General features: G+C 57.6%; 24 protein-coding genes. 13 read left to right on the forward strand and 11 right to left on the reverse strand.

Annotated elements, in window-relative coordinates; genetic code table 11:
- Positions 1–266: 266 nt before the first annotated feature.
- The 4 genes from G6L01_RS06515 to G6L01_RS06530 form a co-directional block, all read right to left on the reverse strand.
- Positions 267–1,022, reverse strand: a complete 756-nt coding sequence (locus G6L01_RS06515; protein ID WP_070164674.1) for a hypothetical protein — start codon at positions 1,020–1,022, stop codon at positions 267–269.
- Positions 1,023–1,308: 286 nt separating this feature from the next.
- Complete coding sequence (locus tag G6L01_RS06520; RefSeq protein WP_070164675.1) at positions 1,309–1,923, reverse strand: transglutaminase-like cysteine peptidase; 615 nt, start codon at positions 1,921–1,923, stop codon at positions 1,309–1,311.
- A 566-nt stretch (positions 1,924–2,489) separates the two neighbouring features.
- Positions 2,490–3,101 (reverse strand): PilZ domain-containing protein, encoded by a 612-nt coding sequence (locus G6L01_RS06525; protein ID WP_070164676.1) that lies wholly within the window; start codon positions 3,099–3,101, stop codon positions 2,490–2,492.
- Positions 3,102–3,321: 220 nt separating this feature from the next.
- Complete coding sequence (locus G6L01_RS06530) at positions 3,322–5,247, reverse strand: acid phosphatase (RefSeq protein ID WP_070164677.1); 1,926 nt, start codon at positions 5,245–5,247, stop codon at positions 3,322–3,324.
- 288 nt (positions 5,248–5,535) lie between these two features.
- Between G6L01_RS06530 and G6L01_RS06535 the strand changes: the two genes are divergently transcribed.
- Both G6L01_RS06535 and G6L01_RS06540 read left to right on the forward strand, forming a co-directional pair.
- Positions 5,536–6,327 (forward strand): rhomboid family intramembrane serine protease, encoded by a 792-nt coding sequence (locus tag G6L01_RS06535; RefSeq protein WP_139190289.1) that lies wholly within the window; start codon positions 5,536–5,538, stop codon positions 6,325–6,327.
- A gap of 138 nt (positions 6,328–6,465) precedes the next feature.
- Positions 6,466–6,900: a CBS domain-containing protein gene (locus G6L01_RS06540; RefSeq protein ID WP_070164678.1), complete on the forward strand. Its 435-nt coding sequence runs from the start codon at positions 6,466–6,468 to the stop codon at positions 6,898–6,900.
- 172 nt (positions 6,901–7,072) lie between these two features.
- Here G6L01_RS06540 and G6L01_RS06545 read toward each other — a convergent pair whose 3' ends face one another.
- From G6L01_RS06545 to folE, 3 genes are all read right to left on the reverse strand, one after another.
- Positions 7,073–8,023: a patatin-like phospholipase family protein gene (locus tag G6L01_RS06545; protein WP_070164679.1), complete on the reverse strand. Its 951-nt coding sequence runs from the start codon at positions 8,021–8,023 to the stop codon at positions 7,073–7,075.
- 418 nt (positions 8,024–8,441) lie between these two features.
- The gene (gene hisI, locus G6L01_RS06550) at positions 8,442–8,900 is read right to left on the reverse strand and encodes a phosphoribosyl-AMP cyclohydrolase (RefSeq protein WP_070164680.1); all 459 of its coding nucleotides are present in this window, start codon (positions 8,898–8,900) and stop codon (positions 8,442–8,444) included.
- Positions 8,901–8,998: 98 nt separating this feature from the next.
- Positions 8,999–9,604, reverse strand: coding sequence for a GTP cyclohydrolase I FolE (folE, locus tag G6L01_RS06555; protein ID WP_070164681.1), 606 nt, complete (start codon positions 9,602–9,604; stop codon positions 8,999–9,001).
- Positions 9,605–9,876: 272 nt separating this feature from the next.
- On the opposite strand from folE, the gene G6L01_RS06560 reads away from it, so the two are divergent.
- The 4 genes from G6L01_RS06560 (at position 9,877) to thrS (ending at position 13,265) form a co-directional block, all read left to right on the forward strand.
- Positions 9,877–10,320, forward strand: coding sequence for an iron-sulfur cluster assembly scaffold protein (locus tag G6L01_RS06560; protein WP_070165118.1), 444 nt, complete (start codon positions 9,877–9,879; stop codon positions 10,318–10,320).
- A gap of 13 nt (positions 10,321–10,333) precedes the next feature.
- The gene (gene yidD, locus G6L01_RS06565) at positions 10,334–10,720 is read left to right on the forward strand and encodes a membrane protein insertion efficiency factor YidD (protein WP_070164682.1); all 387 of its coding nucleotides are present in this window, start codon (positions 10,334–10,336) and stop codon (positions 10,718–10,720) included.
- Positions 10,717–11,151, forward strand: coding sequence for a DUF2267 domain-containing protein (locus G6L01_RS06570; RefSeq protein WP_070164683.1), 435 nt, complete (start codon positions 10,717–10,719; stop codon positions 11,149–11,151). The genes yidD and G6L01_RS06570 overlap by 4 nt, the downstream gene beginning before the upstream one ends.
- 113 nt (positions 11,152–11,264) lie before the next feature.
- Entirely contained in the window at positions 11,265–13,265 is a 2,001-nt protein-coding gene (thrS, locus tag G6L01_RS06575) for a threonine--tRNA ligase (protein WP_070164684.1), read from the forward strand.
- A 47-nt stretch (positions 13,266–13,312) separates the two neighbouring features.
- Here thrS and G6L01_RS06580 read toward each other — a convergent pair whose 3' ends face one another.
- Positions 13,313–13,849: a hypothetical protein gene (locus tag G6L01_RS06580; RefSeq protein ID WP_070164685.1), complete on the reverse strand. Its 537-nt coding sequence runs from the start codon at positions 13,847–13,849 to the stop codon at positions 13,313–13,315.
- A gap of 295 nt (positions 13,850–14,144) precedes the next feature.
- On the opposite strand from G6L01_RS06580, the gene G6L01_RS06585 reads away from it, so the two are divergent.
- From G6L01_RS06585 to nadC, 4 genes are all read left to right on the forward strand, one after another.
- A complete protein-coding gene (locus tag G6L01_RS06585; RefSeq protein ID WP_156584034.1) occupies positions 14,145–15,041 on the forward strand; it encodes an NUDIX hydrolase in 897 nt (298 codons plus the stop codon).
- Positions 15,042–15,210: 169 nt separating this feature from the next.
- Positions 15,211–16,182, forward strand: coding sequence for a quinolinate synthase NadA (gene nadA / locus G6L01_RS06590; RefSeq protein WP_070164686.1), 972 nt, complete (start codon positions 15,211–15,213; stop codon positions 16,180–16,182).
- Positions 16,179–17,726, forward strand: a complete 1,548-nt coding sequence (locus G6L01_RS06595) for an L-aspartate oxidase (RefSeq protein ID WP_070164687.1) — start codon at positions 16,179–16,181, stop codon at positions 17,724–17,726. Before nadA ends, G6L01_RS06595 begins: the two co-directional genes overlap by 4 nt.
- Position 17,727: 1 nt before the next feature.
- On the forward strand, positions 17,728–18,585 hold the full coding sequence (nadC, locus tag G6L01_RS06600; protein ID WP_070164688.1) for a carboxylating nicotinate-nucleotide diphosphorylase: 858 nt from the start codon (positions 17,728–17,730) through the stop codon (positions 18,583–18,585).
- A gap of 6 nt (positions 18,586–18,591) precedes the next feature.
- Here nadC and G6L01_RS06605 read toward each other — a convergent pair whose 3' ends face one another.
- Entirely contained in the window at positions 18,592–19,578 is a 987-nt protein-coding gene (locus G6L01_RS06605; RefSeq protein WP_070165120.1) for a hypothetical protein, read from the reverse strand.
- A gap of 222 nt (positions 19,579–19,800) precedes the next feature.
- Between G6L01_RS06605 and G6L01_RS06610 the strand changes: the two genes are divergently transcribed.
- Positions 19,801–20,385 carry a nitroreductase family protein gene (locus G6L01_RS06610; protein WP_070164689.1) on the forward strand — a complete coding sequence of 195 codons (585 nt, stop codon included), beginning with the start codon at positions 19,801–19,803 and terminating at the stop codon, positions 20,383–20,385.
- A complete protein-coding gene (locus G6L01_RS06615) occupies positions 20,385–20,990 on the forward strand; it encodes a flavin reductase family protein (protein WP_070164690.1) in 606 nt (201 codons plus the stop codon). The genes G6L01_RS06610 and G6L01_RS06615 overlap by 1 nt, the downstream gene beginning before the upstream one ends.
- On the opposite strand, the gene G6L01_RS06620 is transcribed toward G6L01_RS06615, so the two are convergent.
- Positions 20,979–21,638, reverse strand: a complete 660-nt coding sequence (locus G6L01_RS06620; protein WP_139190290.1) for a hypothetical protein — start codon at positions 21,636–21,638, stop codon at positions 20,979–20,981. The genes G6L01_RS06615 and G6L01_RS06620 overlap by 12 nt on opposite strands.
- A gap of 140 nt (positions 21,639–21,778) precedes the next feature.
- On the opposite strand from G6L01_RS06620, the gene G6L01_RS06625 reads away from it, so the two are divergent.
- On the forward strand, positions 21,779–22,915 hold the full coding sequence (locus G6L01_RS06625; protein ID WP_070164692.1) for a DUF2336 domain-containing protein: 1,137 nt from the start codon (positions 21,779–21,781) through the stop codon (positions 22,913–22,915).
- A 27-nt stretch (positions 22,916–22,942) separates the two neighbouring features.
- Here G6L01_RS06625 and G6L01_RS06630 read toward each other — a convergent pair whose 3' ends face one another.
- Entirely contained in the window at positions 22,943–23,341 is a 399-nt protein-coding gene (locus G6L01_RS06630; protein WP_015916014.1) for a hypothetical protein, read from the reverse strand.
- Between the last annotated feature and the right edge of the window lie 86 nt (positions 23,342–23,427).

The following is a 23,427-nucleotide window of genomic DNA, read 5'->3' on the forward strand; positions in this document are numbered from 1 at the left end:
TCGACCAAGGAGGCTAGCAACTCGCATATTCACCACTGCACTCTTTCCTGAATTCCAGCCCTGATCACGCATAGGGTCGGGGCGACATGCCCGATCTGGTGCTATGCGTATAAATTCCTGCTTTGGCCGCCCCCCAGCGACATATTTCCTGACGCTAACACCACAGCGTTACCAAGTGGTTTATGATGAACAACAGGTTGCCGGTCGCGGCTGCATTTTTCTAAAATTTTGCCGATTTCCATAAAAAATCTGGACCAAGCTCTGATCTACTCACTCGACACCGTGAGGCGGGAGGCGACGAATGCTTCGACAGCGGTATCGATTTGCCGCCAGTCGGCCAATTTCTGGCGCGAAAACCGGTAAAGCACGCTGAGATCGTGACCGGCGTTGAGATCGCGCTGGCAGGTATCGACGGCTGGTCCGTCCTGTTGCAGCCCGGCTTGATCGGGTGAAAGGCAACGGATGGCGAAGTCCGGGCGACCCGGCCGTGGTGCAGTATAGAGAATTTCACCGTCATAGCCGCTGCCTGCCCGAAAGCGGTGGCCAGTCAGGCCAAAGGGGCCTGGCTGAGGCGCTCCTTCGAACAATTGCTTGTAGATAGGCTCAATCCGGCCGGACATGTCGCGTGACATGGTGCTCTGGGAAATCTGAAGGAAGATCAACTTGTTCGATTGGCTGACATCATCGAACCGCAGCCGGTCTGCCTGGCTATAGCCGCGCATTTCCGGCCAAGTCAGGGCCAGATCCACACGGGCGAGAGCGCCATCGTGGCGCTGACGTTGGAACCTTATGGTGTTGTCTTCAATGCGCAGATGATCAAGGCCAATGGTGATCGCCCGCGGTGTCGTGCTCGCGCTGCGCCGGTCACTTGTCAGTGCGCGGCCAATCCAGTCGCTGCCCAGAAACAGCGCCAGGGAAAAGACGAGGAGAAGGCCGAGAACCGCAAAACAAACGGTCAGCACCCTGGGAGAGATCAGGGGCTTCTCGATGTTGGCTGCGGGTGACTTGACGGCATGGTCCATGCTTCGACTGGCCTTTTCTTGGCTGCGCAACCCTTCCACGTCATCATGGGTGAGGCACTGGCCAACAACCTGAAAGACGGGACCCGAGTCGCGCCTGGAAGCATGGCCAGCGCATGGTTAATGGCGCGTTAATGGCGCAGTTCTGTCCGTCTGCAATATCCAAAAAAGTGAGCCGGTTCCGTGGCAGCGGAACCGGCTCTTGGCCTTGGTCGGACGGAGATGCGGGGACGACCGGGGCCAATATCTGCCAGATGTCGTGGATGCGGTCGCGTCCTCGCTTTGGCGGTCAGTTTTTCGGAAGGGCGGCAACCGTTGCAGCACGACCATCCTGGATCTTCATCCATTGCCCCGGATTGTCGGAGGACTGGCGTTTCAGGAAGGTATATTCCGTATCCGACCACAGCAGCACCTTGTTGCGCATGTTGTCGAGGATGAAATCACCCCGATCTGTGCGGACGGTCAGCACGGCATGGCCGTCGCCATTGGGTTGAAGTACCACGGTTATCAGCAGGTTGGATTCAGCTACGCCTTTGGCAATCAACTGACGGCGCTTGAGCAGCGCGTAATCTTCACAGTCGCCGGCAATGGTTGGGTATTCCCACCATTCCTCGACACCGTAAAGCTCCATATCGGTTTCTGGCTTGATGGTGGTGTTGACGGTGTAGTTCACCTCAAGAATGTCCTGCCAGATCGCGGGCGTCAGTTGTTGCGGACCTCTATCGCTGCCGGAGGGTCGGCATTCGCTGGCATAACGCTGGCAGAACTCGTAATGGCCGATCGGCTGGCTGGCTTTGCCGTTGATTTTCATCGAAGGCTGGCCGGCAAAAGCCGCTTGTGCGCTGGCGAATGCCACGATAGCGGCGATGATGGCGAAACCTGTTGTTGTCTTCTTGTTCGTCATTGGGTGTCTCCCCGTTATGGGAGTACAATGACAGTGATACTTTGCTGTCTGGCAAAATTGGAACGTAGGAATAAGTACAAAGGAGAGGAAAATAAGTATAAAATTATAATAAAATTTTAGGCAATTTACTACTGTTTTCTATGGGAATTGGCAGGGTCAGATGCTGAAAATGCCTATATCGGCATTTTAAATAGGATGCCTATCCATCTGGAAAATATGAAAAAAATGCAGAAATACACGCCAATAACATTGTGACGTGTTGTGCCGAAAGAATGCATCATTGTTCCACGAGTTTAGGCGGACGTTGATGTCGAATGGTCTCAAAAGGGGATTTGCGCCCACAAGGCCGCAGGAAATACTCAAATTACTCCAAAAATGCATGGGTTTTGGTGAATGATGGATGAACGGGATTGGGATCAGGCATCCTGTCGAAAAATGCACAGTGGCGTTCGATACGGGAAATCTGCAAGGCAGCCGAAAACCGAGGGCGGAACCCTCTGAACACATGCTTGAGACGATCAGCGGAAAGTGAACCCGGTTTTGCGAAAAGATGGATCTGACCGGTCCTACAGAAACTCTGTCAGGGCCTCGCGGGATTGCAGGGTGGTGAACTCGATGGCAACGCCTTCAAGGAAGTGGCGCACGACGCGGCCACGCATGCTGCCCAGGCGTACCGCAGTGCCGAGGGGTGGGCGAATATCGATATCGATCGCCGCACCTGAAAGGGACAGGTCCATGATCCGGCAATTGTATTTGCGACCGTCATCAAAGACCAGTTCGGTGCGCGGCTGCTTTGGTGTCAGCCGGTCATGACGGCGGTCTTCCGGCAGTCCCAGTTCATGCTTGTTGGCAATCCAGGTCAATTGAGCTGCAAGCTTTTCGCGTTTGCGCTCCGTTGCCACGATGCTGATGACAAAGCCATCATCGGTGGTCTTGATCACGGTGCCCTCGATGCGGCCGATATGGTCGATATAGGCAATGATCCTTTCGCCCGGCACTGGGCGGGCAGCGCAGATCACCCTGACATCGCCCGGCGACATATCCACCGTCAGGCAGACATATTCATCCTCGCTCGGCACCATCAGCCGACCCTCAAGACTCACGGAGACGCGCTGAAACGCCCGCTGAACCGGGGGCCGTGCTGAGCCGCTATTGGGAGCTTGATGATAGGAATGCATGCCACGATTCTTCAACGCTTTGAGTCGCCTGAAATATTAGGCGCTATGCGTTAACAGAGTGTTTTGCTCTTCACCAATCTGTCCACTGATCTTCAGGGGCTCTATCCAAATATAGTTCAGAGAAAAACGGACCCGGTCTTCCCGAAAATCCAACGAAAACAAAGGAAGCGATAGCCTGCCAGGCTCAGGTTGAACCAGGCAGGCTATCGGCTTTTGGGTGTTATTCTTCAATGCGCAGGGAGATGGTTTTCTTGCCGTAAACCGGCTTGACCTTATGGCCTTCAACCTCGATAGCGCCGAATTTTCCAGCAATCCTGGCGGCGGTGATCAGCTTGATGGTCTGTCCGGCTTTCCATTGACCCTCAGGTTTGACCACCAGTTTTCCACCGTCAATAAACAGTGTCTTGCTGACGACAAGGCTTGGGGCTTTGGTGGATTTGCTCGATGTGATGTCCAATGTCGCATCGTTGCGCAGCGTCAGTGTGCCGGTCACGGTCAGAGGCGCGGAGGCAATGTCCACCGTGCCGCCAGCAAGATAAACGTCGCCCTTGCCCAAGGCGGTTGATGATTGCGCAACTAGGCGACCATCCTCGATCACCGTGCCGCCGGTCCAGCTGTTCTTGGCAGACAGTGTCAGCGTGCCGCTGCCCTGCTTGGTCAGCTTGCCTTTGCCGGAAATCGGGTTTTTCCAGGTGTCGTCGGCATTGAAGCCGCCTTTGGCAGCGTCCATCACAAGGGTAACATCGCCGTCGAAGGCGCCGTACCCATCGGCGGCCCGGAACAGGTCGAGGCGGCCCCAGCCTTCGGGATCACTGATGATTGGATAGCCGGAGGCCAGTTCCGTGGTTTTCAAAACGACCCGGCGCTGGTCGGCGCTTAGATAGGGTAGGCGGGTTTCCAGCAGCACTTCGGCACCCTTGGGCACGCTGGGCGCCAAGGATGGATCGCCGATCTGCTTGTAGCCATAGGTCAGGCGTGGTTCGAAAAATTGCTTGTTCCAGGCATAATCGGCATAGGCATCCGTCGATTTCGGCAGGGCATGGGCCGCCGCCAGCAGTGCCTGGCCGTCTTTCGCACCGGTTTGCTTCATCAGCCAGGTCTGGCTCTGCTGATAGGCTTCACTGCGCAGCGGTGTATAGTCCGGGCGGTTGAGATTATAGGCGACGATGGCGGTGGCCAACACCCGCCCACCCAGCACGTCGAAGGTCTGGTGCATGCCAGCGCGAATGCGGTTTTCGCCGAGCATGGCGGCGCGGGTCAACATTTCCTGGTAGCGCTGCGGCACCAGATAGGCCATCACCAGTGCATCGCGCCAGCCTTCGGCGGTATGGCCGGAGGGGAAGCCGCCGTCGGAGGCCGGTTTGTTGCTCTTGGCCAGCTCCAGTTGCGGTACGATCCGCACCTTGTCGCTGGCGCGGTAGGGGCGGGCATATTTGTAATAGCGCTTGGCAGGCTCGGTCGAGCCATCGGCGCTTCCTGCCTCGATCAGGTCGACAGCCTTGCCGAGATCGGTATTGTCCTTGGAGCCGACACCGCGATTATTGCCCTTGTCATCATATTTGACGGTGGTCGCGTCAGCGGGCATGCCGGTGATCGTCGTTGTCTGCCGCACGCCCTGACGCCAGGCGTCGGCGAGGGGGCCAAGGCCATCTGTAATGCTGACATTCTTGCCGCGCCGGTCGTCCAGATAGGCGGCCAGATCGCGTTCCGGCGTATGTTCGCCAGTGACCTTGATGGAATAGGCAATATTCTGTTCATGCAATTGCGGGAGCTTCTTGACCCCATCGGTCGGGCTGCCGGGAATGCCGCTCCAGTCCGATTTGGCAATCGCCGGGCAACCATCCTTGGCCGCGGCCTCCTGATCGGCATCGACGAAGGGCGTGCGAGGCGTCCAAAGATCCAGGAAACCGGAGAGAACCCGCACACCGGCATTGGTTTGTGGTGTCGCATGGCAGGCGTCGCCGCGCTGGTTGGTTGCGCCGGTATCCACATAGGCCATGACGCCTGCCGGTGGCGGCGCGCTGTCGGCATGGCCGACCCCGGCTGGAACGGGCGGTAGGGTGAGGCCATCGGCGAAGGCTGGCGTCAGCGCTGTTGCAAGTGAAAGGACAGCCGCGAATGCGGCGATTGAAGAGAGTTTTTTCATGGATGGCCTTTCTCTTGGGGCTTTGGAAACCCTGCGATAACGAGAGCTTGCTGCTGATCTGCTGCGTTTTCCGGGCTTTCGCAGCGGCGGATGTTATTCGTCAGGGTGGTAGATTAATAGCTGTGAAATTCCCATGTCAATCTTGGGCGTAGTGGAATGAAACCGTCTTGCTGGCGATTGCTTAAGGTCTGTGTGCAACAGTTTTCTGACAGCGGCGATCTCCTGCATTTCCTTTTGCTGATCTCTCGCTATATGCTGATGCTCACGGGTCACAAGGAATAGAGATGCATGGACGACAGGCCGAAGGGGCAATGGGACCGCGAGCCTGAAGATGGGGACGATCCGCTGGACGAGGGCCTCGGCCCGGAGACCGGTGGACACGAACCGGTGTTCAATATGCCGGGCGGCATTCTTCTGGCGCTGCTGCTGCTGGTGATGATCTATGCCCTGACCGGCTGGATTCTGTCTGATGAAATCTCCAATTGGATCATGGTGGAATTCGGCTTTTCGCCGGTGCGCTATGTCTATGATTTTTCCAACCAGGATCTGGCATGGCTGTGGACACCGTTCACCTATTCGTTGCTGCATGGCAGTATCGAGCATCTCGGCTTCAACGGCCTATGGCTCGCTGCCTTCGGCACGCCGGTCTGGCGTCGCATAGGCGCAGTGCGTTTCTGGCTGTTCTGGCTGGCGACGTCAGCCGCTGGCGCTCTTGCACATGTCTGCCTGAACTGGGGTGATGCAAGCCTGTTGATCGGCGCTTCCGGCGTCATTTCCGGCCTGATGGGGGCTGCCTGCCGGTTTGCTTTCGGCCAAGGCCGCTCCGGCCTGCGCCTGCGCGAACAGGATGCCTTTCCACCCCGGTTGAGCGTGCTGGCCAGCCTGTCTGAGCGCACAGTCCTTGTCTTCATTATCATGTTCCTGGCCGGCAACGTGATCATCGCATTCGGGATTCCGCTGGTTGGTGATCCGGGCGCGGCCATCGCGTGGGACGCGCATCTGGGTGGTTTCGCCCTAGGTTTTCTGGGGTTTACGCTGTTTGACCGCCGCCCAATCGGGCAAAAAATGGCAGACGATTAAAAAAAGCTGTGTCGATGCATCCAATTGGTTGCGTTCTCTAGCAAATACAGGCAGCATTCCTGATCAGGGGGCGTCGATCCAGGAGGAGGAGAGGCACCCAATCCTGCATGCCCGGAGATTTGCCAGGAGGAGGCGCATATGTCTGTGACAGTAAGGAATATTCTCAGCGAAAAAGGTCGTGATGTCATTACGGTCGGTCCGACGGTCAGTCTGGCCGAGGCCGCCAAGGTGTTGCATCATAACAAGATCGGTGCGGTGGTGGTTGTCGGCATGGAAAGCCGGATCGTCGGGATTTTCACCGAGCGCGATCTGGCGTCAGCCATCGGCAAAGGTGGGGTTGAGGCTCTGTCCTTGCCGGTATCCAAAGCCATGACCGCCAATGTGTTTCGCTGTAGCGAAGAGACCACCGTCAACCAATTGATGGAAATGATGAGCAGCAAACGCTTCCGTCACGTCCCGGTGGAAGACGGCGGCAAACTGATCGGCATCGTTTCGATCGGTGACGTGGTCAAGCAACGTATCCGCGAGGTGGAGCTGGAGGCCGAGCACATCAAGGCCTATATCGCCGGATAATGCCGGTGTCGCGCCTGGTTTTAGGTGCGGACATCACGCGATAAATCGCCAGTTTTCCGCTTGAATTTTTGGTCTGCCTGGTTTGTCCGGGCAGGCTTTTTTTATCTGCGTGGAGAGAATGTCCCCCACAGCTTTGGATCGAAAACCGATTTCCGCGTTTCAGTCCGATACTTTATCGCATCACAGCTTCCTGCATCCGGCGGATTTCAGCGATACGGGCGGTGGTTTCTTCGTATCCGCGCGCAATGCATTCACCAGCACGGTGAAATTCCGACAGGCCGATATCGTTGACACGCGGATGCAGTGCCAGATCGGGCGGATCGCCTGCCAAACGGGCGCGGGAAATCCGGTCCTGGATGATGTTGAAGGATTGCACCATCACGCCGGTCAGCCCCAGCCGATTCGGCTGCTTTACCGCACCGGTATCCGGGCCAATTGGGCCGACCTTGTGCTTGACCACCGCGGAGCGACCATAAAGATCGTAGTGAAGATTGACCGCAACCACTAGCGGTTGCTCATAGGAGCGGCAGACCGATACCGGGACGGGATTGACCAGCGCACCGTCGACCAGCGTCCGGTTGTTGCAACGCACCGGCTCGAAAATACCGGGCAAGGCGTAGGAAGCGCGAAGCGCAGTGACCAGATTGCCGCCATCGATCCAGACTTCGTGGCCGCTCGTCAGTTCGGAAGCAACCGCGACAAAGGGCTGCGGCAGATCTTCGATGGTCAGGCCTTCCAGATGTTCCTGCATGCGTTTCGTCAGGCGCATGCCGCCCAACAGGCCGCCGCCGCCAATGGTCAGGTCGAGAAGGGCCGCGATGCGACGGACGGTCAGGGATCTCGCAAATTGCTCCAGCTCGTCCAGCTTTCCTGCCAAATAGCAGCCGCCAACCAAGGCGCCGATAGACGTTCCAGCGACCATGCCGACTTCGATGCCAGCCTCATCCAGGGCGCGCAAAACGCCGATATGCGACCAGCCACGGGCTGCACCTCCACCAAGGGCAAGCGCAATTTTTGGCTTGACGACCGGTGGTGGCAATTCGGCGACGGTGCTTCCGCCTGATGGGGTTCCAGGCTTTGCGGACCGACCCGCTCCTTGACCTCTTAAATTCCAGTTCAGCATTTCAGAACACCCTTTCGACCGAACAGTCCCCAACTGCATTGCCTGAAGCCGCCGTTGGCTCAGGCCAGAAACCATGCAGTGGTGCATCATGCCCGATGCACGGCGCTGCCATGTAGAGCAATGCCCCTGTACAGCAATGCTTGACGCCCCTGCCGCGTAATTCCTCAAATCGAGCCTGATCCAAGGAGAGAATTATGCGGCAAATTCAAAGTGCTAAAGCATAGCGCGCTTCATATGACGCAGTATGCTGTGGCGACGTTTTAACGCCCACCCGCATTTTCATGTCCACCAACTCTGTTTTGAGAGCATGCAGCAGATTTATTCTGCCTTCAAATGCGGTATTTCCGGGGTAGTCTGCGCCGCTATGTTTACCAAAGCGTTTCTGTAAAGACTTTTTGATGTTTAAAATAGCAAATGTCTACTTTTGGTCCTTGCTGGCATAAACCTGCGCAGGATCGAAATGTCTGTGATCGTCGGTAATCACCATTTTCGCCTCGCCATCGGCAAGCTGAACGGAGCGGTAAAAACAGGATCTGCGACCAGTATGGCAAGTGGCGTCGTGGCCGGCAACCTCGACCTTGAGCCAGATGGCATCCTGATCGCAATCGACGCGAATTTCCTTGACGCTCTGCATGTTGCCGGAGCTTTCACCTTTTTTCCAGAGGCTTTTGCGTGACCGGCTGTAATAATGGGCAAGGCCGGTTTCGATGGTCAGTGCCAGGGCCTCGGCATTCATATGGGCAACCATCAGCAATTCGCCATCGCGGTTATCGGTCACAACGGCTGTCAACAAGCCATGGGCGTCAAATTTCGGTGTCAGCACGCCAGCGCCTTCCAGAATGGTCTTGTCCGTCGAAGGGGCTGCAAAGCTGATCATGCCGTCTATCCAATACAAAGGCAAAAAATAACGCACCGCGGTAAGGCGGTACGTTATTGTATTACATCAAAATTGTCAGGCTGCAAGCATGGAGGCGATCAGCGGTTTTGCACCATGGTCATGAACCGCACCTGCTGAGCGACATCGGTCTTGAACTCACCGGTAAAGGTGGTGGTCAGCGTCGTGGAGCCGGATTTCTGAATGCCACGCATTGCCATGCACATATGTTCTGCATCAACCATGACGGCAACGCCGCGTGGCTGAAGATATTGAACGAGAGAATCGGCAATCTGTGCCGTCATGGTTTCCTGGGTTTGCAGGCGGCGGGCGAAAAGATCGACGACGCGGGCAATCTTCGACAGGCCCAGCACCCGGCCATTCGGCAGATAGGCGACATGCGCCTTGCCGATCACTGGCAGCATATGATGCTCGCAATGGGAGAAAAACGGGATATCACGCACCAGCACGATGTCGTTATAGCCGCCAACCTCTTCGAATGTCGTGCCGAGGATGTCCTCGACATTGACATTGTAGCCGCCAAAAAGTTCGCCATAGGCTTTGGCCACGCGCTTTGGTGTGTCGAGCAAGCCTTCACGGCTCGGATCGTCGCCAGCCCAGCGCAGCAATGTGCGCACGGCGTCTTCGGCTTCCTCGCGGCTGGGGCGGGACATTTCAGGCGACATTTTTTTCACTGTGGCATCCATGCCATTACTCTCCCGGTCACTCATACTGGCAGAAGCCCTTTTCGACGATCCAGGCTTTAATTGCGTAATTCGAGCCATAATGGCAAGTCCAATCCTCGTGGGCGTGTTTCAAAGTTTTCGCCTTGATGTTTCTACACCGACATACGATGTGATATATAGAGAACTCGCACAGTCACGACATACGCCAAAACGCGACACAGTGTTGCGCAAAAATGGATAATCCAACAGGTCGGGTTTTGCGTATGGGCAGGCTTTTGGAGCAAAGTTTGGCGATGGATGATATTTACAATAGCAAGATCTTGGAATTTGCCGGCAATATCATCCGCGTCGGCGCGTTGAACAATGCCGATGCCGTGGCTGAAAAGCACTCCCGCTTGTGTGGTTCACGTCTCAAGGCTTTTGTAACCGTGGACGGTGATAAAGTCACTGATTTTTCGCAGGAGTTGCGGGCCTGCGCGCTGGGGCAGGCCTCTGCATCGATCATGGCGCGCCATGTGGTGGGTGCCAGCTTTACCGAGATCCGCAAGGCCCGCGCCGATATGCTTGATATGTTGAAGGAAGGCGGCGAGGGGCCGCAGGGCCGGTTTGAGGACATGCGCTACCTGATGCCCGTCAAGGATTACAAGGCCCGCCATGCCTCGACCATGCTGATTCTGGAGGCGCTTTGCGACTGTCTCGACCAGGTCGAGGCCCGCCAATCGGCATTGGCTGGCTAGGATTATCTCGCCGATGTGCCAGCACTGCGAAAACCTCGACGACGATGAGGACAAAATGCCGCGCTACAGGGGCCGAAATTATCAGGGACCCTTTCGCAAGACACCGGACAGGTTGTTGGGAATGGGGCTGATCCGGCTTTACCAGCTGACGCTCTCCAGCGTGGTTGGCAGTCATTGCCGCCATTCCCCGACTTGTTCGGAATATGGCTACGAGGCCATCGCCCGCCATGGACTGTGGAGTGGCGGCTGGCTCACCCTGTTTCGGGTTGGGCGATGCGGCCCGGGTGGCACCTGGGGCGTGGATGATGTGCCGCACACCCTTGGAGGCCGCTTTCGTCCCTGGCAGATCTGGTCGCTGTGGCGGGTTGGACGCAAACGGCGGTTACGGCAGGTTTCATGACAGTACCGGAAGAATATCGTCAGGCGTCTCGTGATTTCGAGGCCATTCTGGTTGAGGTGCGGGATCAAGCCATGCTGGGCACGACGCACCGGGCCTATACGACATTGGAGGCCGTACTCCTTGTCTTTCGCCGTCGTCTGACTGTGGCGCAAGGGCTGGCCTTTGCGGATCTACTGTCTGTTGGTGCAAGGGCACTGTTCGTCAGCCATTGGGATTGTCATGAAATCGTTTTGCCCTTTAAATCGCCCCAGGAGATGATGGCGGAAGTCATGGCGCTTCGCCACAATCACAATCTCTCGACGCCAGGCGCCATAGAAGATGTGGTCTCGGTCTTGCGGCGTCACATGGATGAAGCAGGCCTCAAGGCCTTTCTGGAAAGCGTTTCGCCTGAGGCGCTCAGGTTTTGGCGCTTCGATCTCCCTGCGGAATAAGCTTTACTGAAAAGCCGAATTTCAGTATTCAGCCGCTTCAATCCCGGCCAATTGCGCCGGTCATTTTTACCACCCGCATTGGTTGGCGGGACTGGATCAGGAGCCTTTAAAACATGTCCGACACCGTTTCCCTTACATTTCCCGATGGTTCTGTGCGCAGCTTCGCGGCTGGCGCGACCGGTCGTGATGTTGCCGAATCGATTTCCAAGTCTCTGGCCAAGAAGGCCGTGGCCATTGCGCTCGATGGCGTTGTGCGCGACCTTGCCGACCCGGTTGTTGATGGAAAAATCGAGATCGTTACCCGCGCCGATCCGCGTGCGCTGGAACTGATCCGTCATGACACCGCCCATGTTCTCGCCGAAGCCGTGCAGGAAATGTGGCCGGGTACGCAGGTGACCATCGGCCCGGTGATCGAAAACGGTTTCTACTACGACTTTGCCAAAAACGAGCCGTTCACGCCGGAAGATCTGCCGAAGATCGAAAAAAAGATGAAGGAAATCATCCAGCGCAATCAGCCCTTCCGCAAGGAAGTCTGGTCGCGTGAAAAGGCGCGTGAAGTGTTTGCCGCCAAGGGTGAGTCCTACAAGGTCGAGCTGATCGATGCGATTCCTGAAGATCAGGATATCAAGATCTATTATCAGGGCGACTGGTTCGATCCTTGCCGTGGACCGCATATGGCCTCCACCGGCCAAATCGGCACGGCCTTCAAGCTGATGAAGGTGGCCGGTGCCTATTGGCGCGGCGACAGCAACAATCCGATGCTGACACGTATCTACGGAACGGCCTTTGCCGAGCAGGAACAGCTCGACAATTATCTGCATATCCTGGCCGAAGCCGAAAAGCGTGATCACCGCAAGCTGGGCCGCGAAATGGATCTGTTCCATTTCCAGGAAGAAGGCCCGGGCGTGGTGTTCTGGCATGGCAAGGGCTGGAAAATGTTCCAGTCGCTGACCGCCTATATGCGCCGCCGGTTGGCCAATACCTATCAGGAAGTCAACGCGCCGCAGGTGCTGGATAAATCGCTCTGGGAAACCTCCGGTCACTGGGGTTGGTATCAGGAAAACATGTTTGCGGTGAAATCCGCCCATGCCTTTACCAATCCGAACGACCCGGAGGCCGACCAGCGCGTGTTTGCGTTGAAGCCCATGAACTGCCCCGGTCATGTGCAGATTTTCAAGCATGGATTGAAGTCTTACCGTGAACTCCCGGTCCGTCTTGCGGAATTCGGTCTCGTGCATCGCTACGAAGCTTCTGGCGCTTTGCATGGCTTGATGCGTGTGCGCGGCTTCACGCAGGACGACGCGCATGTGTTCTGCACGGAAGAGCAGATGGCGGCGGAATGCCTGCGGATCAACGATCTGATCCTGTCGGTCTATGAGGATTTCGGCTTCAAGGAAGTCGTGGTCAAATTGTCGACCCGCCCTGAAAAGCGTGTCGGTTCTGACGAGCTTTGGGATCGCGCCGAAAGCGTGATGACCGAAGTGTTGAAGGCCATCGAAGAGCAGTCCGGTGGGCGCATCAAGACCGGTATTCTGCCAGGCGAGGGCGCGTTCTACGGCCCTAAATTCGAATATACGCTGAAGGACGCGATTGGCCGCGAATGGCAATGCGGCACGACGCAGGTGGACTTCAATCTGCCGGAACGCTTCGGCGCCTTCTATATCGACCAGCATTCGGAAAAGACCCAGCCGGTGATGATCCATCGCGCCATATGCGGCTCGATGGAGCGGTTCCTTGGTATTTTGATCGAGAATTTCGCCGGTCACATGCCGCTGTGGTTTGCGCCCTTGCAGGTGGTGGTTGCGACCATTACCTCCGAGGCTGACGATTATGGCCGCGACGTGGCTGAACAGCTGCGCGATGCCGGTCTCGAAGTGGAAACCGATTTCCGCAACGAGAAAATCAACTACAAGGTTCGTGAGCACTCGGTCGGCAAAGTGCCTGTCATCATCGTTTGCGGCAAGCGCGAGGCGGAAGAGCGTACGGTCAATATCCGTCGCCTCGGCAGCCAGGACCAGGTGTCGATGACGCTGGATGAGGCCATCGCCAGCCTGGTCGATGAGGCGACGCCGCCGGATGTAAAGCGCAAGCGGGCAGCCAGGAAACTGGCTTAAGGGTCTGTTTAAAGCAAGGGGCGGGTTGCCGCCCCTTGCAAGTCCCGTCAATGACTGGGCGTATATGGCAGCGATGAATGCTGTATATTGATTTTCAGGTTGCCATCTGCGGTTTTGATAAAGCCCATCGTGTAATCGGCTTTGGTCACTGAGCCGTCCTTGGCGGTGAAGTAGTAATTGCCCATAGAGATCGCTGTTTTGCAGTCGTAAATGATGGCGTGGTTTTCAAACCGCACATTCGTGTAGGGCGTCAGCGCAAATCCATGGTCTTCCGCCAGTCTCCCGGTAACGAAATAGGATAGCGCGTCTTCGGGCGTATCGCGAAACTCAACCACGGAAGCCTTGGTTGGCTTAAACAGGACCGTTCCCTCCTGATAGCCATAGGTGTCGGCTATGAATTTTTTTGCAACCGTTCTTGCGTCTTCGGCTGCGCCAATTTCGACCAATCCTTTGCCCCATCTCTCCTCTGCCTGCAGGACCTCAGTTTCGCTGATTGCGGCTGGGCAATTTTCGGCCCGGCTGGTCGTTGATGACATTAAAACCGATGTCATTACAAAAGTTAAATATATAAATTTCTGTATCATATAATAATCCGCTATTTGTACTTTGAAATTACATCGGTAACGATCGGTTGTTTTTATGCGGAATAATATATGGGAAAAATGCCGAGCTTTGAAACTCAAAAAATGTTTTTAAATATCTTGTTTATGAGTTAGTTGCTTGGAGTTTTTCGACAAAAAAGGAATGGCTGTGTCAATCATTTGATCTTCAAAAGTCAATCAATTGAAAAGAAAGAGAATTTTCTGTAAGTCTTCCAACAACAACGACAACGACATTGTAACCATCATTCCCACGCCAATCCCATGCAGGACCATCACCTTGCTCAATGCCATTGCCCATGCCGAACTGATTGCCGTCTTGACGGCTGTGACCGGGGACGAGCCTCGGGTCATGACGGTACGCGGTGGCGATGCCTTGCCGTCCGGTCCGTTCGAGCTTGGCCATCGCAGCTTGCAAGGCGGTTTGCGGGAATGGATCGAGGATCAGACCGGGCATCCGGTCGGTTATCTGGAACAGCTCTACACCTTTGCCGACCGGGATCGCGACACGGATATAGGCGGTGGGAGGACGATTTCGATCAGCTATCTAGGTCTGGTCCGCGAGCAGGCAGCGCCCGGCGCCGGACGACCCGGCTGGCATGGCTGGTACGAATATTTCCCCTGGGAAGACCGCCGCAACGGCCCACCGGAAAGTTTGGCCCGCATTCTCGATGCCCTTCAGGCGTGGGCGGTGGCTGATACCAGCCGGCGTGAACATCGCCAGCGCAGGCTCGATTTTTCCTTCGGCTTGAACGGCATGGATTGGAACGAGGATCTGGTTTTGCAGCGTTATGAGCTGATGTATGAGGCCGGTCTGGTGCAGGAAGCCGGGGCTGCTGAAGCCTCGGGCCGGGTGATGGTTGGCGATCATCGCCGCATTCTGGCGACCGGCATTGCGCGCCTGCGCGCCAAGATCAAATACCGGCCAGTCGTGTTCGAGCTGATGCCGGAAAGCTTTACGCTCTCGCAACTCCAACGCTGTGTCGAGGCGCTGGCTGGCCTCACGCTTCACAAGCCGAATTTCCGCCGCCAGATTGACCAGCAAGAGCTGATCGAGGAGACCGGCGACATGGCAAGCGAGACGGGCGGACGCCCGGCCAAACTTTTCCGCTATCGTCATGCCGTGTTGGAAGCGCGCGCCTTGTCTGGCTCGAAGCTGCCGCTGTCTAGGTCATAAATCACTGATATTAAAAGATTTAATGAGGTGCAGTCATCCGTGTGGATGTGCATCAGGGGGCGTTTTGTCGTTTTCATAAAAATAATTGTCGCGTGATTGACATAAACTCCAATCGAGAATAACTCTTGGCTTGAGGATATACTCAAAATGAGTAGAAAAGGGAAAGCCGATGAATACCGCCCCGTCACTGTCAACACTCTATGATCGGGTCTCCCGGGTTATTCCGAGGGCCGAGTGGATGTCGTTCGAGGATGACATCGCAGCGATCCTGGAGCTGAAGAAGCGCCGCAATGCCGTGATCCTTGCCCACAACTACCAGACGCCGGAGATTTTCCATGGCGTTGCCGACATTGTTGGCGATAGTCTGGCCCTAGCCCGCAAGGCCATGGAGGTTGATGCGGATGTGATCGTGCTGGCTGGCGTGCATTTCATGGCCGAGACCGCCAAGCTGCTCAACCCGACAAAAACCGTGTTGATTCCGGATATGGCAGCGGGCTGTTCGCTGGCTGATTCGATCACGCCTGAGGATATTGCCCTGTTGCGTGCCGCCCATCCCGGCGTGCCTGTGATCACCTATGTCAATACATCTGCGGCGGTGAAGGCGGCCTCCGATATCTGCTGCACCTCCGGCAATGCCAAGGCGGTGGTCGAAAGCCTTGGCGTGCCGAAAGTGTTGATGATCCCGGACGAATATCTGGCTCGTAACGTGGCGCGCGAAACCAATGTCGAAATCATCGCCTGGCACGGCCATTGCGAAGTCCATGAATTGTTCACCGCAGGCGATATTGCCGAGCTGCGCGAGGCCAATCCCGGCGTCGTCGTGCTAGCCCATCCCGAATGTCCGCCGGATGTGGTTGCAGCGGCAGATTTTGCCGGATCGACGGCGGTAATGTCGGATTATGTCGCCAATCATAAACCGGCCCGTGTCGTGCTGCTGACGGAATGCTCGATGAGCGACAATGTCGCCGTCCATCATCCCGACGTGGATTTCGTGCGACCCTGCAATCTCTGCCCGCATATGAAGCGGATTACGCTGGCCAATATCCGCCAGGCACTGGAGGAAAACCGGCAGGAAGTGACCGTCGATCCCGCCATCGCCGATGCCGCACGCCGGGCGGTGGAAAGGATGCTGGCGGTATGAGCAGGCTGGATACTACAGAAGATCGGATCGTGGTGATCGGCAGCGGTTTGGCCGGTCTGGTCACGGCGCTTTGCCTTGCGCCGCAGCCTGTCACCATTGTCACCCGCGCTGCTCTCGGTGCGGAAACCTCCAGCGCCTGGGCGCAAGGCGGCATTGCCGCCAGCATGGGGGGTGATGACAGCGCGGCGCTGCATGCGGCGGATACGCTTGCGGCAGGTGATGGACTTTGTGATCCTGATATCGTTGAGATGATCACATTCGCGGCCCCTGCGGCGATTGCCATGCTCGAACGGTTCGGCGTCCGTTTCGACCGGAATGCCGAGGGCGAGTTGGCGCTGGGCTTGGAGGCCGCCCATGGCCGCCGTCGCATCGTTCATGCCGGGGGTGACGGGTCCGGCGCGGAAATCATGCGCAGTCTGACGGCAGCGGTGCTGGCGACGCCATCGATTTCGGTGATGAGTGGACTTCAGGTGCGCCGCCTTTTGGATGATGACGTCGGGATCACCGGAGTTCTCTGCGCCTCGGCGTCAGGACCGGTGCAGATTGCCGCTTCGCGGGTGGTGCTGGCTACTGGCGGCCTCGGCGGGCTGTATGATTCCACCACCAATCCCTCCGGCAATTACGGACAGGGCATCATGCTCGCCGCCCGTGCCGGTGCGGTTCTGTCGGATATGGAATTCGTGCAATTTCACCCGACGGCGCTGGATGTTCCCCTTTATCCGCAGCCGTTGGTCAGCGAAGCCGTGCGCGGCGAAGGCGCTGTGCTGGTCAATGAGCGCGGCGAGCGCTTCATGACCTCCACCCCCGGAGCCGAACTTGCACCGCGTGACGTTGTGGCGCGGGTAATCAGCGCAGAGCGGGCCAGGGGGGGCACGGTTGCCCTCGATGCCCGAAAGGCACTTGGCCCCGGTTTTTCCAGCCGGTTTCCGGCCATCGACGCACTTTGCCGGGCGGCTGGTATCGATCCGTCATCGCAACCAATCCCGGTGCGCCCCGCCGCGCATTATCATATGGGCGGTGTGGAGACCGATTGTTTTGGTAGAACCTCGGTTGCCGGTCTCTGGGCTGCAGGCGAGGTGGCGTGCACCGGGCTGCATGGCGCCAACCGTCTGGCCAGCAACTCGCTGCTGGAAGCGGCGGTGATGGGGATGCGGGTCGCAGAGGATGTCGCGGGCGTGGCACACCGTCAGACTACGCCTTCCAGGCCGCAAGCCGTCCCGCCAGCCGACGATATTGCCTCGGTCCGGGCAATCGTCTCGGCCAAGCTTGGCGTCTTGCGCGATGAGCGCGGCTTGCAGGCGGCAATAGCGGATCTTCTGCCACTCGTTGAAGCAGGCGGTTCGGCCAGCGATCCGGCTGTGGTGGCGCTGCTGGTCGCCGTGTTTGCCCTGGCGCGACGCCATTGCGCTGGCGCCCATGCCAGGACCGATTTTCCACAGTCCTGTCCAGATCCTATGCGCCAGCGCATGACGCTGGATGATGCCCTTTCCCTTGCCCACGACACCGTTTCCCCTGCCTTGCAGCCCTTTGCCCGGAGCGCCTGACATGTTTTCTCATTCCCTGCCGCGCGTCATCGTCGAGCCGCTGGTGCGCAATGCCCTCTCGGAGGATCTGGGACTGGCCGGTGATATCACCTCCATGGCGGTCATCCCGGCGGACCACCGTTCGACGGTGCAGATTGCCAGCCGCCGGGACGGGGTGATTGCCGGGCTCGATGCCAGTGCCATCGCCTTCGAACTGGTCGATCCCGGTCTTGTCATGACCTGCCATGTCAGCGACGGTACCGCGGTCAAGGCGGGTGATGTTCTGGCAACAATTTCCGGCTCCTCCCGCAGCCTTTTGACCGGCGAGCGGGTGGCCCTGAACTTTCTCGGTCATCTCTCCGGCATTGCCACGGTAACGAGCCAGATTGTCGCTGCCGTTTCCGGCACCAAAGCGGCTGTCGCCTGTACCCGCAAAACCACGCCGGGCCTGCGGGCTCTGGAGAAATATGCGGTGCGGTTGGGTGGTGGCATGAACCATCGCTTTGCGCTCTACGATGCCGTGCTGATCAAGGACAATCACATTGCCATTGCCGGAAGCGTCACTCAGGCCATCCTGCGGGCGCGGGTCGGTGTCGGCCACATGGTCAAGATCGAGGTGGAAGTCGATACGCTGGAGCAATTGCACGAAGCGATGGAGATCGGTGTCGATGCAGTGCTTCTGGACAATATGACGCCTGAACAATTAGGCGGGGCGGTGGAGATTGTCGCAGGCCGCTCCATCACCGAGGCATCCGGCGGCATCACTCCGCAAACGGCAAGGGCAGTGGCGCAAAGCGGCGTCGATCTCTTGTCGGTCGGCTGGATCACCCATAGCGCGCCGGTGCTGGATATCGGCCTGGATTTTGTCGAGGCCGAGTGAAGACACTCAGTTGGTGTCGTATCCAGCCTGTTGCTGAACATTCTGCTGGCTATCTTTCAGCAGTAGTTCGACATCGGCGTTTACCCCGGCCTTGACCTGAAATTCCTTCTGGTAGATCCGGTCTTTATTGCGGGCGATCGCGGTGTAATTGCCTTCGGAGAGAACCAGAACCGGATAGGCGCTGACGCTTTCCGCCACGGCATCGCCGGAGGAGGTCAGGATCGACCAGGCGGTATCGGCAATCGCTTCGCCACCCGGTTCCGAGACCAGCTTGAAATTCATCTGGGCTGCGCGGTGCTGGAGCGTCGCCTCGGTGATCTTTCCGGCTTCGACCTTGATATCGGCGCGCACCAGCGCATTGACTTCGCCATATTGCGAGACGACGTGATAGGTGCCGGAATTGAGGCTGACGAGTGTGTTGGGCTCGATATTGTCCATGATCAGGCCGCGATCATTGTCCTCGGGACCATCGCCTGCGTAGATTTTGAATTTCAGTTTGGTGGGCTTGATCCGGGTGTCTGGGCCGGAAACGGCATTCAAGACCATGCCGCCAGCATCCAGCACCATGACCTGCTTTTGCACTTCGCCGTCGGTAGGCACATCGAGCTTGCGGGTAACGCCCGCCCGACCAAAGGACACATTGACGAAATAATCCCCAGGCGCCAATTGCAGTTCCGCCGAGCCGCCCTGGCTGCTGGCGACCATCGGCAATTTGCCATCGCTCCCGGCAATCGGGCTATAGACCCGCCATTCCAGGCCTTGCTGCAAGGGCTGGCCGTCATTGTCGAGCTTTGCTTCAAACCGGATAAGCTTGGAATGGGACTGAGGGGCAGGGGCAATCGGCGTGGAAAACGCACTCAGCTTCGGCATTTTCACCGTGCTGTCCAATTGCTTGAACGATTTGAATGCATCCTCGGCCATGCCGGGTCCGGCGCTTGCCGCCAGCAGCGAGGCCGCGAGGATCAGGGGAAGACGGCAGGAAAAAGATATCATATGAATGCCCGACCGATTCAACCGCGATGATTGGCGTGTTGATCGGCTGGTACTACAATCCGACCGCCAAGGCAAATTCAAGGCTTGCAATTTCCTGAATTTTCTACTCCAGTTTTCCAGTATTCGGGCTCTGAATTCCGACGCTTTCGCAGGGCGGGCTTTCACGACCACTGATCTGACTTTCTTCAAGGCTCCGCCGATCTTCAAGGAAAAGACGTTAACATGTACGAACATATCACCCTTCTCGATTATTTGGCCACCCGTCGTTCCGTTCCGGCTTTTCAGATGTGCGAGCCCGGTCCCTCCAGACTAGAACTTGAATCTATCCTAAAGCTTTCGGTGCGCGTGCCCGACCACGGCAAGATCGCTCCCTGGCGCTTCATCGTCTATCGCGGCGACAAGCGGGTTGAAATCGGCGAGGCGCTGCTGGCCATGGCATTGGAGAAAAAGCCGGAGCTGGATGAGGAGATGATCAAGGTCGAGCGCGCTCGCTTCACGCGCGCCCCTGTGGTGATCGGCGTGATCAGCACGGCGGGACCGCATCCCAAGGTGCCGGAATGGGAGCAGGTCATGTCGGCGGGTGCGGTTTGCCTCAATCTGTTGATGGCGGCCAACGCCCATGGCTATGTGGCCAATTGGCTTTCCGAATGGTTTGCCTTCGATGAAAAGGCGTTTCCTTTGCTGGGCATCAAGCCGGGCGAGAAGGTCGCGGGCTTTATTCACATGGGGTCCACGACATTTCCGATTGTCGAGCGTCCGCGTCCGAGCATAGATGACGTGGTGAGCTGGATGGGAGACACGGATTGATGTTTTACGAAACCAAGACCAATGCCCATGGCATGGCGCACGACCCTTTCAAGGCCGTGGTCTCACCACGGCCTATCGGCTGGATCGGATCGAAAGGCCGGGATGGATCGTTCAACCTGGCGCCCTATTCGTTTTTCAACGCCATTTCCGACAAGCCGAAAATGGTGATGTTTTCCTCCTTCGGGCGCAAGGACAGCCTGCGCAATGTAGAGGAAACCGGCTGCTTCACGGCCAACTTCGTCAGCAGCGACTTAGGCGAGGCCATGAACCGGTCTTCGGCACCAGCAGCTTATGGCACGAGCGAATTCGAGCTTGCCGGGCTGACCCCCGTCATGGCCCAGCTGGTGGACGCGCCTTATGTGGACGAAGCTTATGCCGTGCTGGAATGCAAGGTTACCGAGGTGATTTCGCCAAAGACGCTTTCGGGCGAACCCAGCGAGAATTTCGTGGTGTTCGGTGAAGTCGTCGGCATTCATCTGGCTGACAGTGCCATGCGCGATGGCCGATTCGATGTAACGCTGGTGCAACCCCTGTCACGGCTGGGCTATCTGGACTATGCGGCCGTGACCGAAGTGTTCCAGATGGTACGACCGTCAAAGGCCTGATTTTCCCGGCAAGGCGGCGCAGATCGCTGCCACCGCCTTGCCGCTATCGCCGATGAGAGCGGTAAAGCCGCGCTTTAACAGATCAGTTGCTGCGTCAGGATCTTCGAGGCTGCATGGGCGGACGAAGGTAGGCAGATTGGCGCTGGCTGCGGCCAGTTGCACGAGGCTGCGGGAGGTTTCCAGAACCGGCTGGGCATGGCGCGGTGTCTCGGCTTTGATAGCAGTGATGACCGCTTTTTCATCCAGGCCAAGACCGATCAGCCGGGCCGAACTGGCGGCGATGGCGGATGCCTGGAAAAAGCCGGAAGGGTCGCCGCCGAGAAGGGCAATGAAGGGTGTGCTGCCATCGGCAAGCCCGGCTCTCGCTTCCTCGACCCGCAAGAGCGCATCCAGCCGCTGGCTATCGGCGGCTGTTGCGACATCCGTCAGCATCAACCCATCCGGCTCCAGCGCCATCAGCCGGGCGAGAAGGGCCGCGAAGTCATCATGGTCCAGCCGGGCGGAAAGATGAAACAGCACGGGCAGGGTGGGTGAGGGTTTTTTTTGTCGCCAGCTGGCATATACTGCGGCTGGATCGGTGCTGCCAAAAACCAGTGCGTCCGGGGAGGCTGGCGACGACTCTTGTTTTGTCTCGATCAGCAATAGCACCTGGCAAGGTTTCTCCTTGAAGAAAAGCAAACGCTGATCCTTCCGATCCTCATGGTTAAACGACATGGTGAACCAATCTTAAACTTTTCTCGCATATCATAATGGCAATGGGTCGGGTTTAGTTTTGATTGGGGTTGTCAGTGCTTGTAAAGGCTTTCTTTCGCTGGTCTGAAACCGCAAAGGCGTGCGACCGGGCGAAGGCCGCCAATGCGCTGGGCCGGGCCTATCTGCATTCCCCGATGACCGAAGACGACCGGCGCTCCACCTACGTCGCCATAACCTATCTTCTGGACGATCCCTCACCCAAAGTGCGGCTGGCGCTGGCCGAGGCGCTGGCCTGTTCGGCTGAGGCGCCGCGCGCCATCCTGATCTCCTTATGTGAAGACCAGCCGGAGATCGCCTCTCGGGTCATTCTCTGCTCGCCCGTGCTGCAAGACCGTGACCTGGTTGATCTGGCCGGTCGAGGCAGCAGCATGACGCGGGCCTTCATTGCCGCGCGTCCACAGCTTTCCTGCGCCGTTGCCGCCGCCCTCAGCGAGATTGGCGACCTGCCGGAATGCCTGGTGCTGCTCGATAACCCCACCGCCGCCATTTCGCCTTTCAGCCTACTGCGACTGACTGAGCGCCACGGCTCCCACGATTCGATGAGGGGTGTCTTGCTGGAGCGTCTGGACTTGCCGGGCCGGGCGAGGCACCTGCTGGTTTCACAAGCCAGTCAGGCGCTTGCGGCCTCCGGCCTACTGCGATTTTCCCTTGGGGAAAGCAAGCTCACTCGGCTGAACCGTGAAATCGGCGTCAGTGCAGCCGCAGTGATTGCCGGTGAGGTCAGCTTCGATGAAATTCCCGATCTGGTCGAGCAGATGCGCATCAATGGTCAATTGACGCCCGCCTTGCTGATCGAACTTCTGTGCCGAGGCAAGGTGGATTTCTTCGCCAGTGCCATCGAATCGCTGAGTGGTTTACAGGAGCGCCGGGTGCGCTCGATCCTGGCCACGGGCCGTATGCATGCGGTGCGGGCGCTGCTTCTTTCAGCCGGTCTTGACCACACAATCGCACCGCTGTTCGTTGAAGCCGTGCTGCTTTGGCGTCATGCCGTGCAGACGGCGACCCATGGTGAGATCGGCAGCATTTGCCAGCCGCTTCTTGCCAAGGGGAGCAAGCTGGCGTCTAGCGAGGCAGCGCGGCAATTGCTGGATCTGGTGGAAACCATGCTTCATCAGGATGAGCGCCGACAGGCCCGCCAATATGCCGCACATCTTGTGGTCGATGCAGCCTGATTTCTTCCGGGATGAGGTCGTGCCGGGTTATTTGGTCAGCTTTTTCGCGGCCCAGGCATAGGTATCGGTGACCACATGCACCGGGGTGGTGAACACCATCTTGATATCCTCCTTGCCGGGCAGAACCTGTTTTACACTGTTAATGGCACGATCCGCGAGAGACCGCTTTTCAGCCTCTGGCACTGGATCGGTTGGCGTTGCTGGGACCGCTGTCACGGTCGTCTGGGGAGGTGTCACCGTCTGTTGCTGGCAAAAGGCAACGACGCTGGGGAAATTCACATTGGAATATTGCCCCAGCACATTTTCCGAATCGCGATTGCACAATTCCACCGAAACCCAGCGCTGCTCGGCGGTGGCGATATACTGGCATTGGCTGACGCTGTCATTGCATCCCAGAATGGTCATGATCACAAGTGAGGCTTGCATCGGATCGTCCTTCCAGTCAGTAAAGTTATCAGTAACGCAACAAGATTGGCGCAACCAAGACCAATCGGCCCTCGGACAAAAAATTA

The sequence above is a fragment of the Agrobacterium vitis genome (genome assembly GCF_013337045.2).
Taxonomy (GTDB): Bacteria; Pseudomonadota; Alphaproteobacteria; order Rhizobiales; family Rhizobiaceae; genus Allorhizobium; species Allorhizobium vitis_B.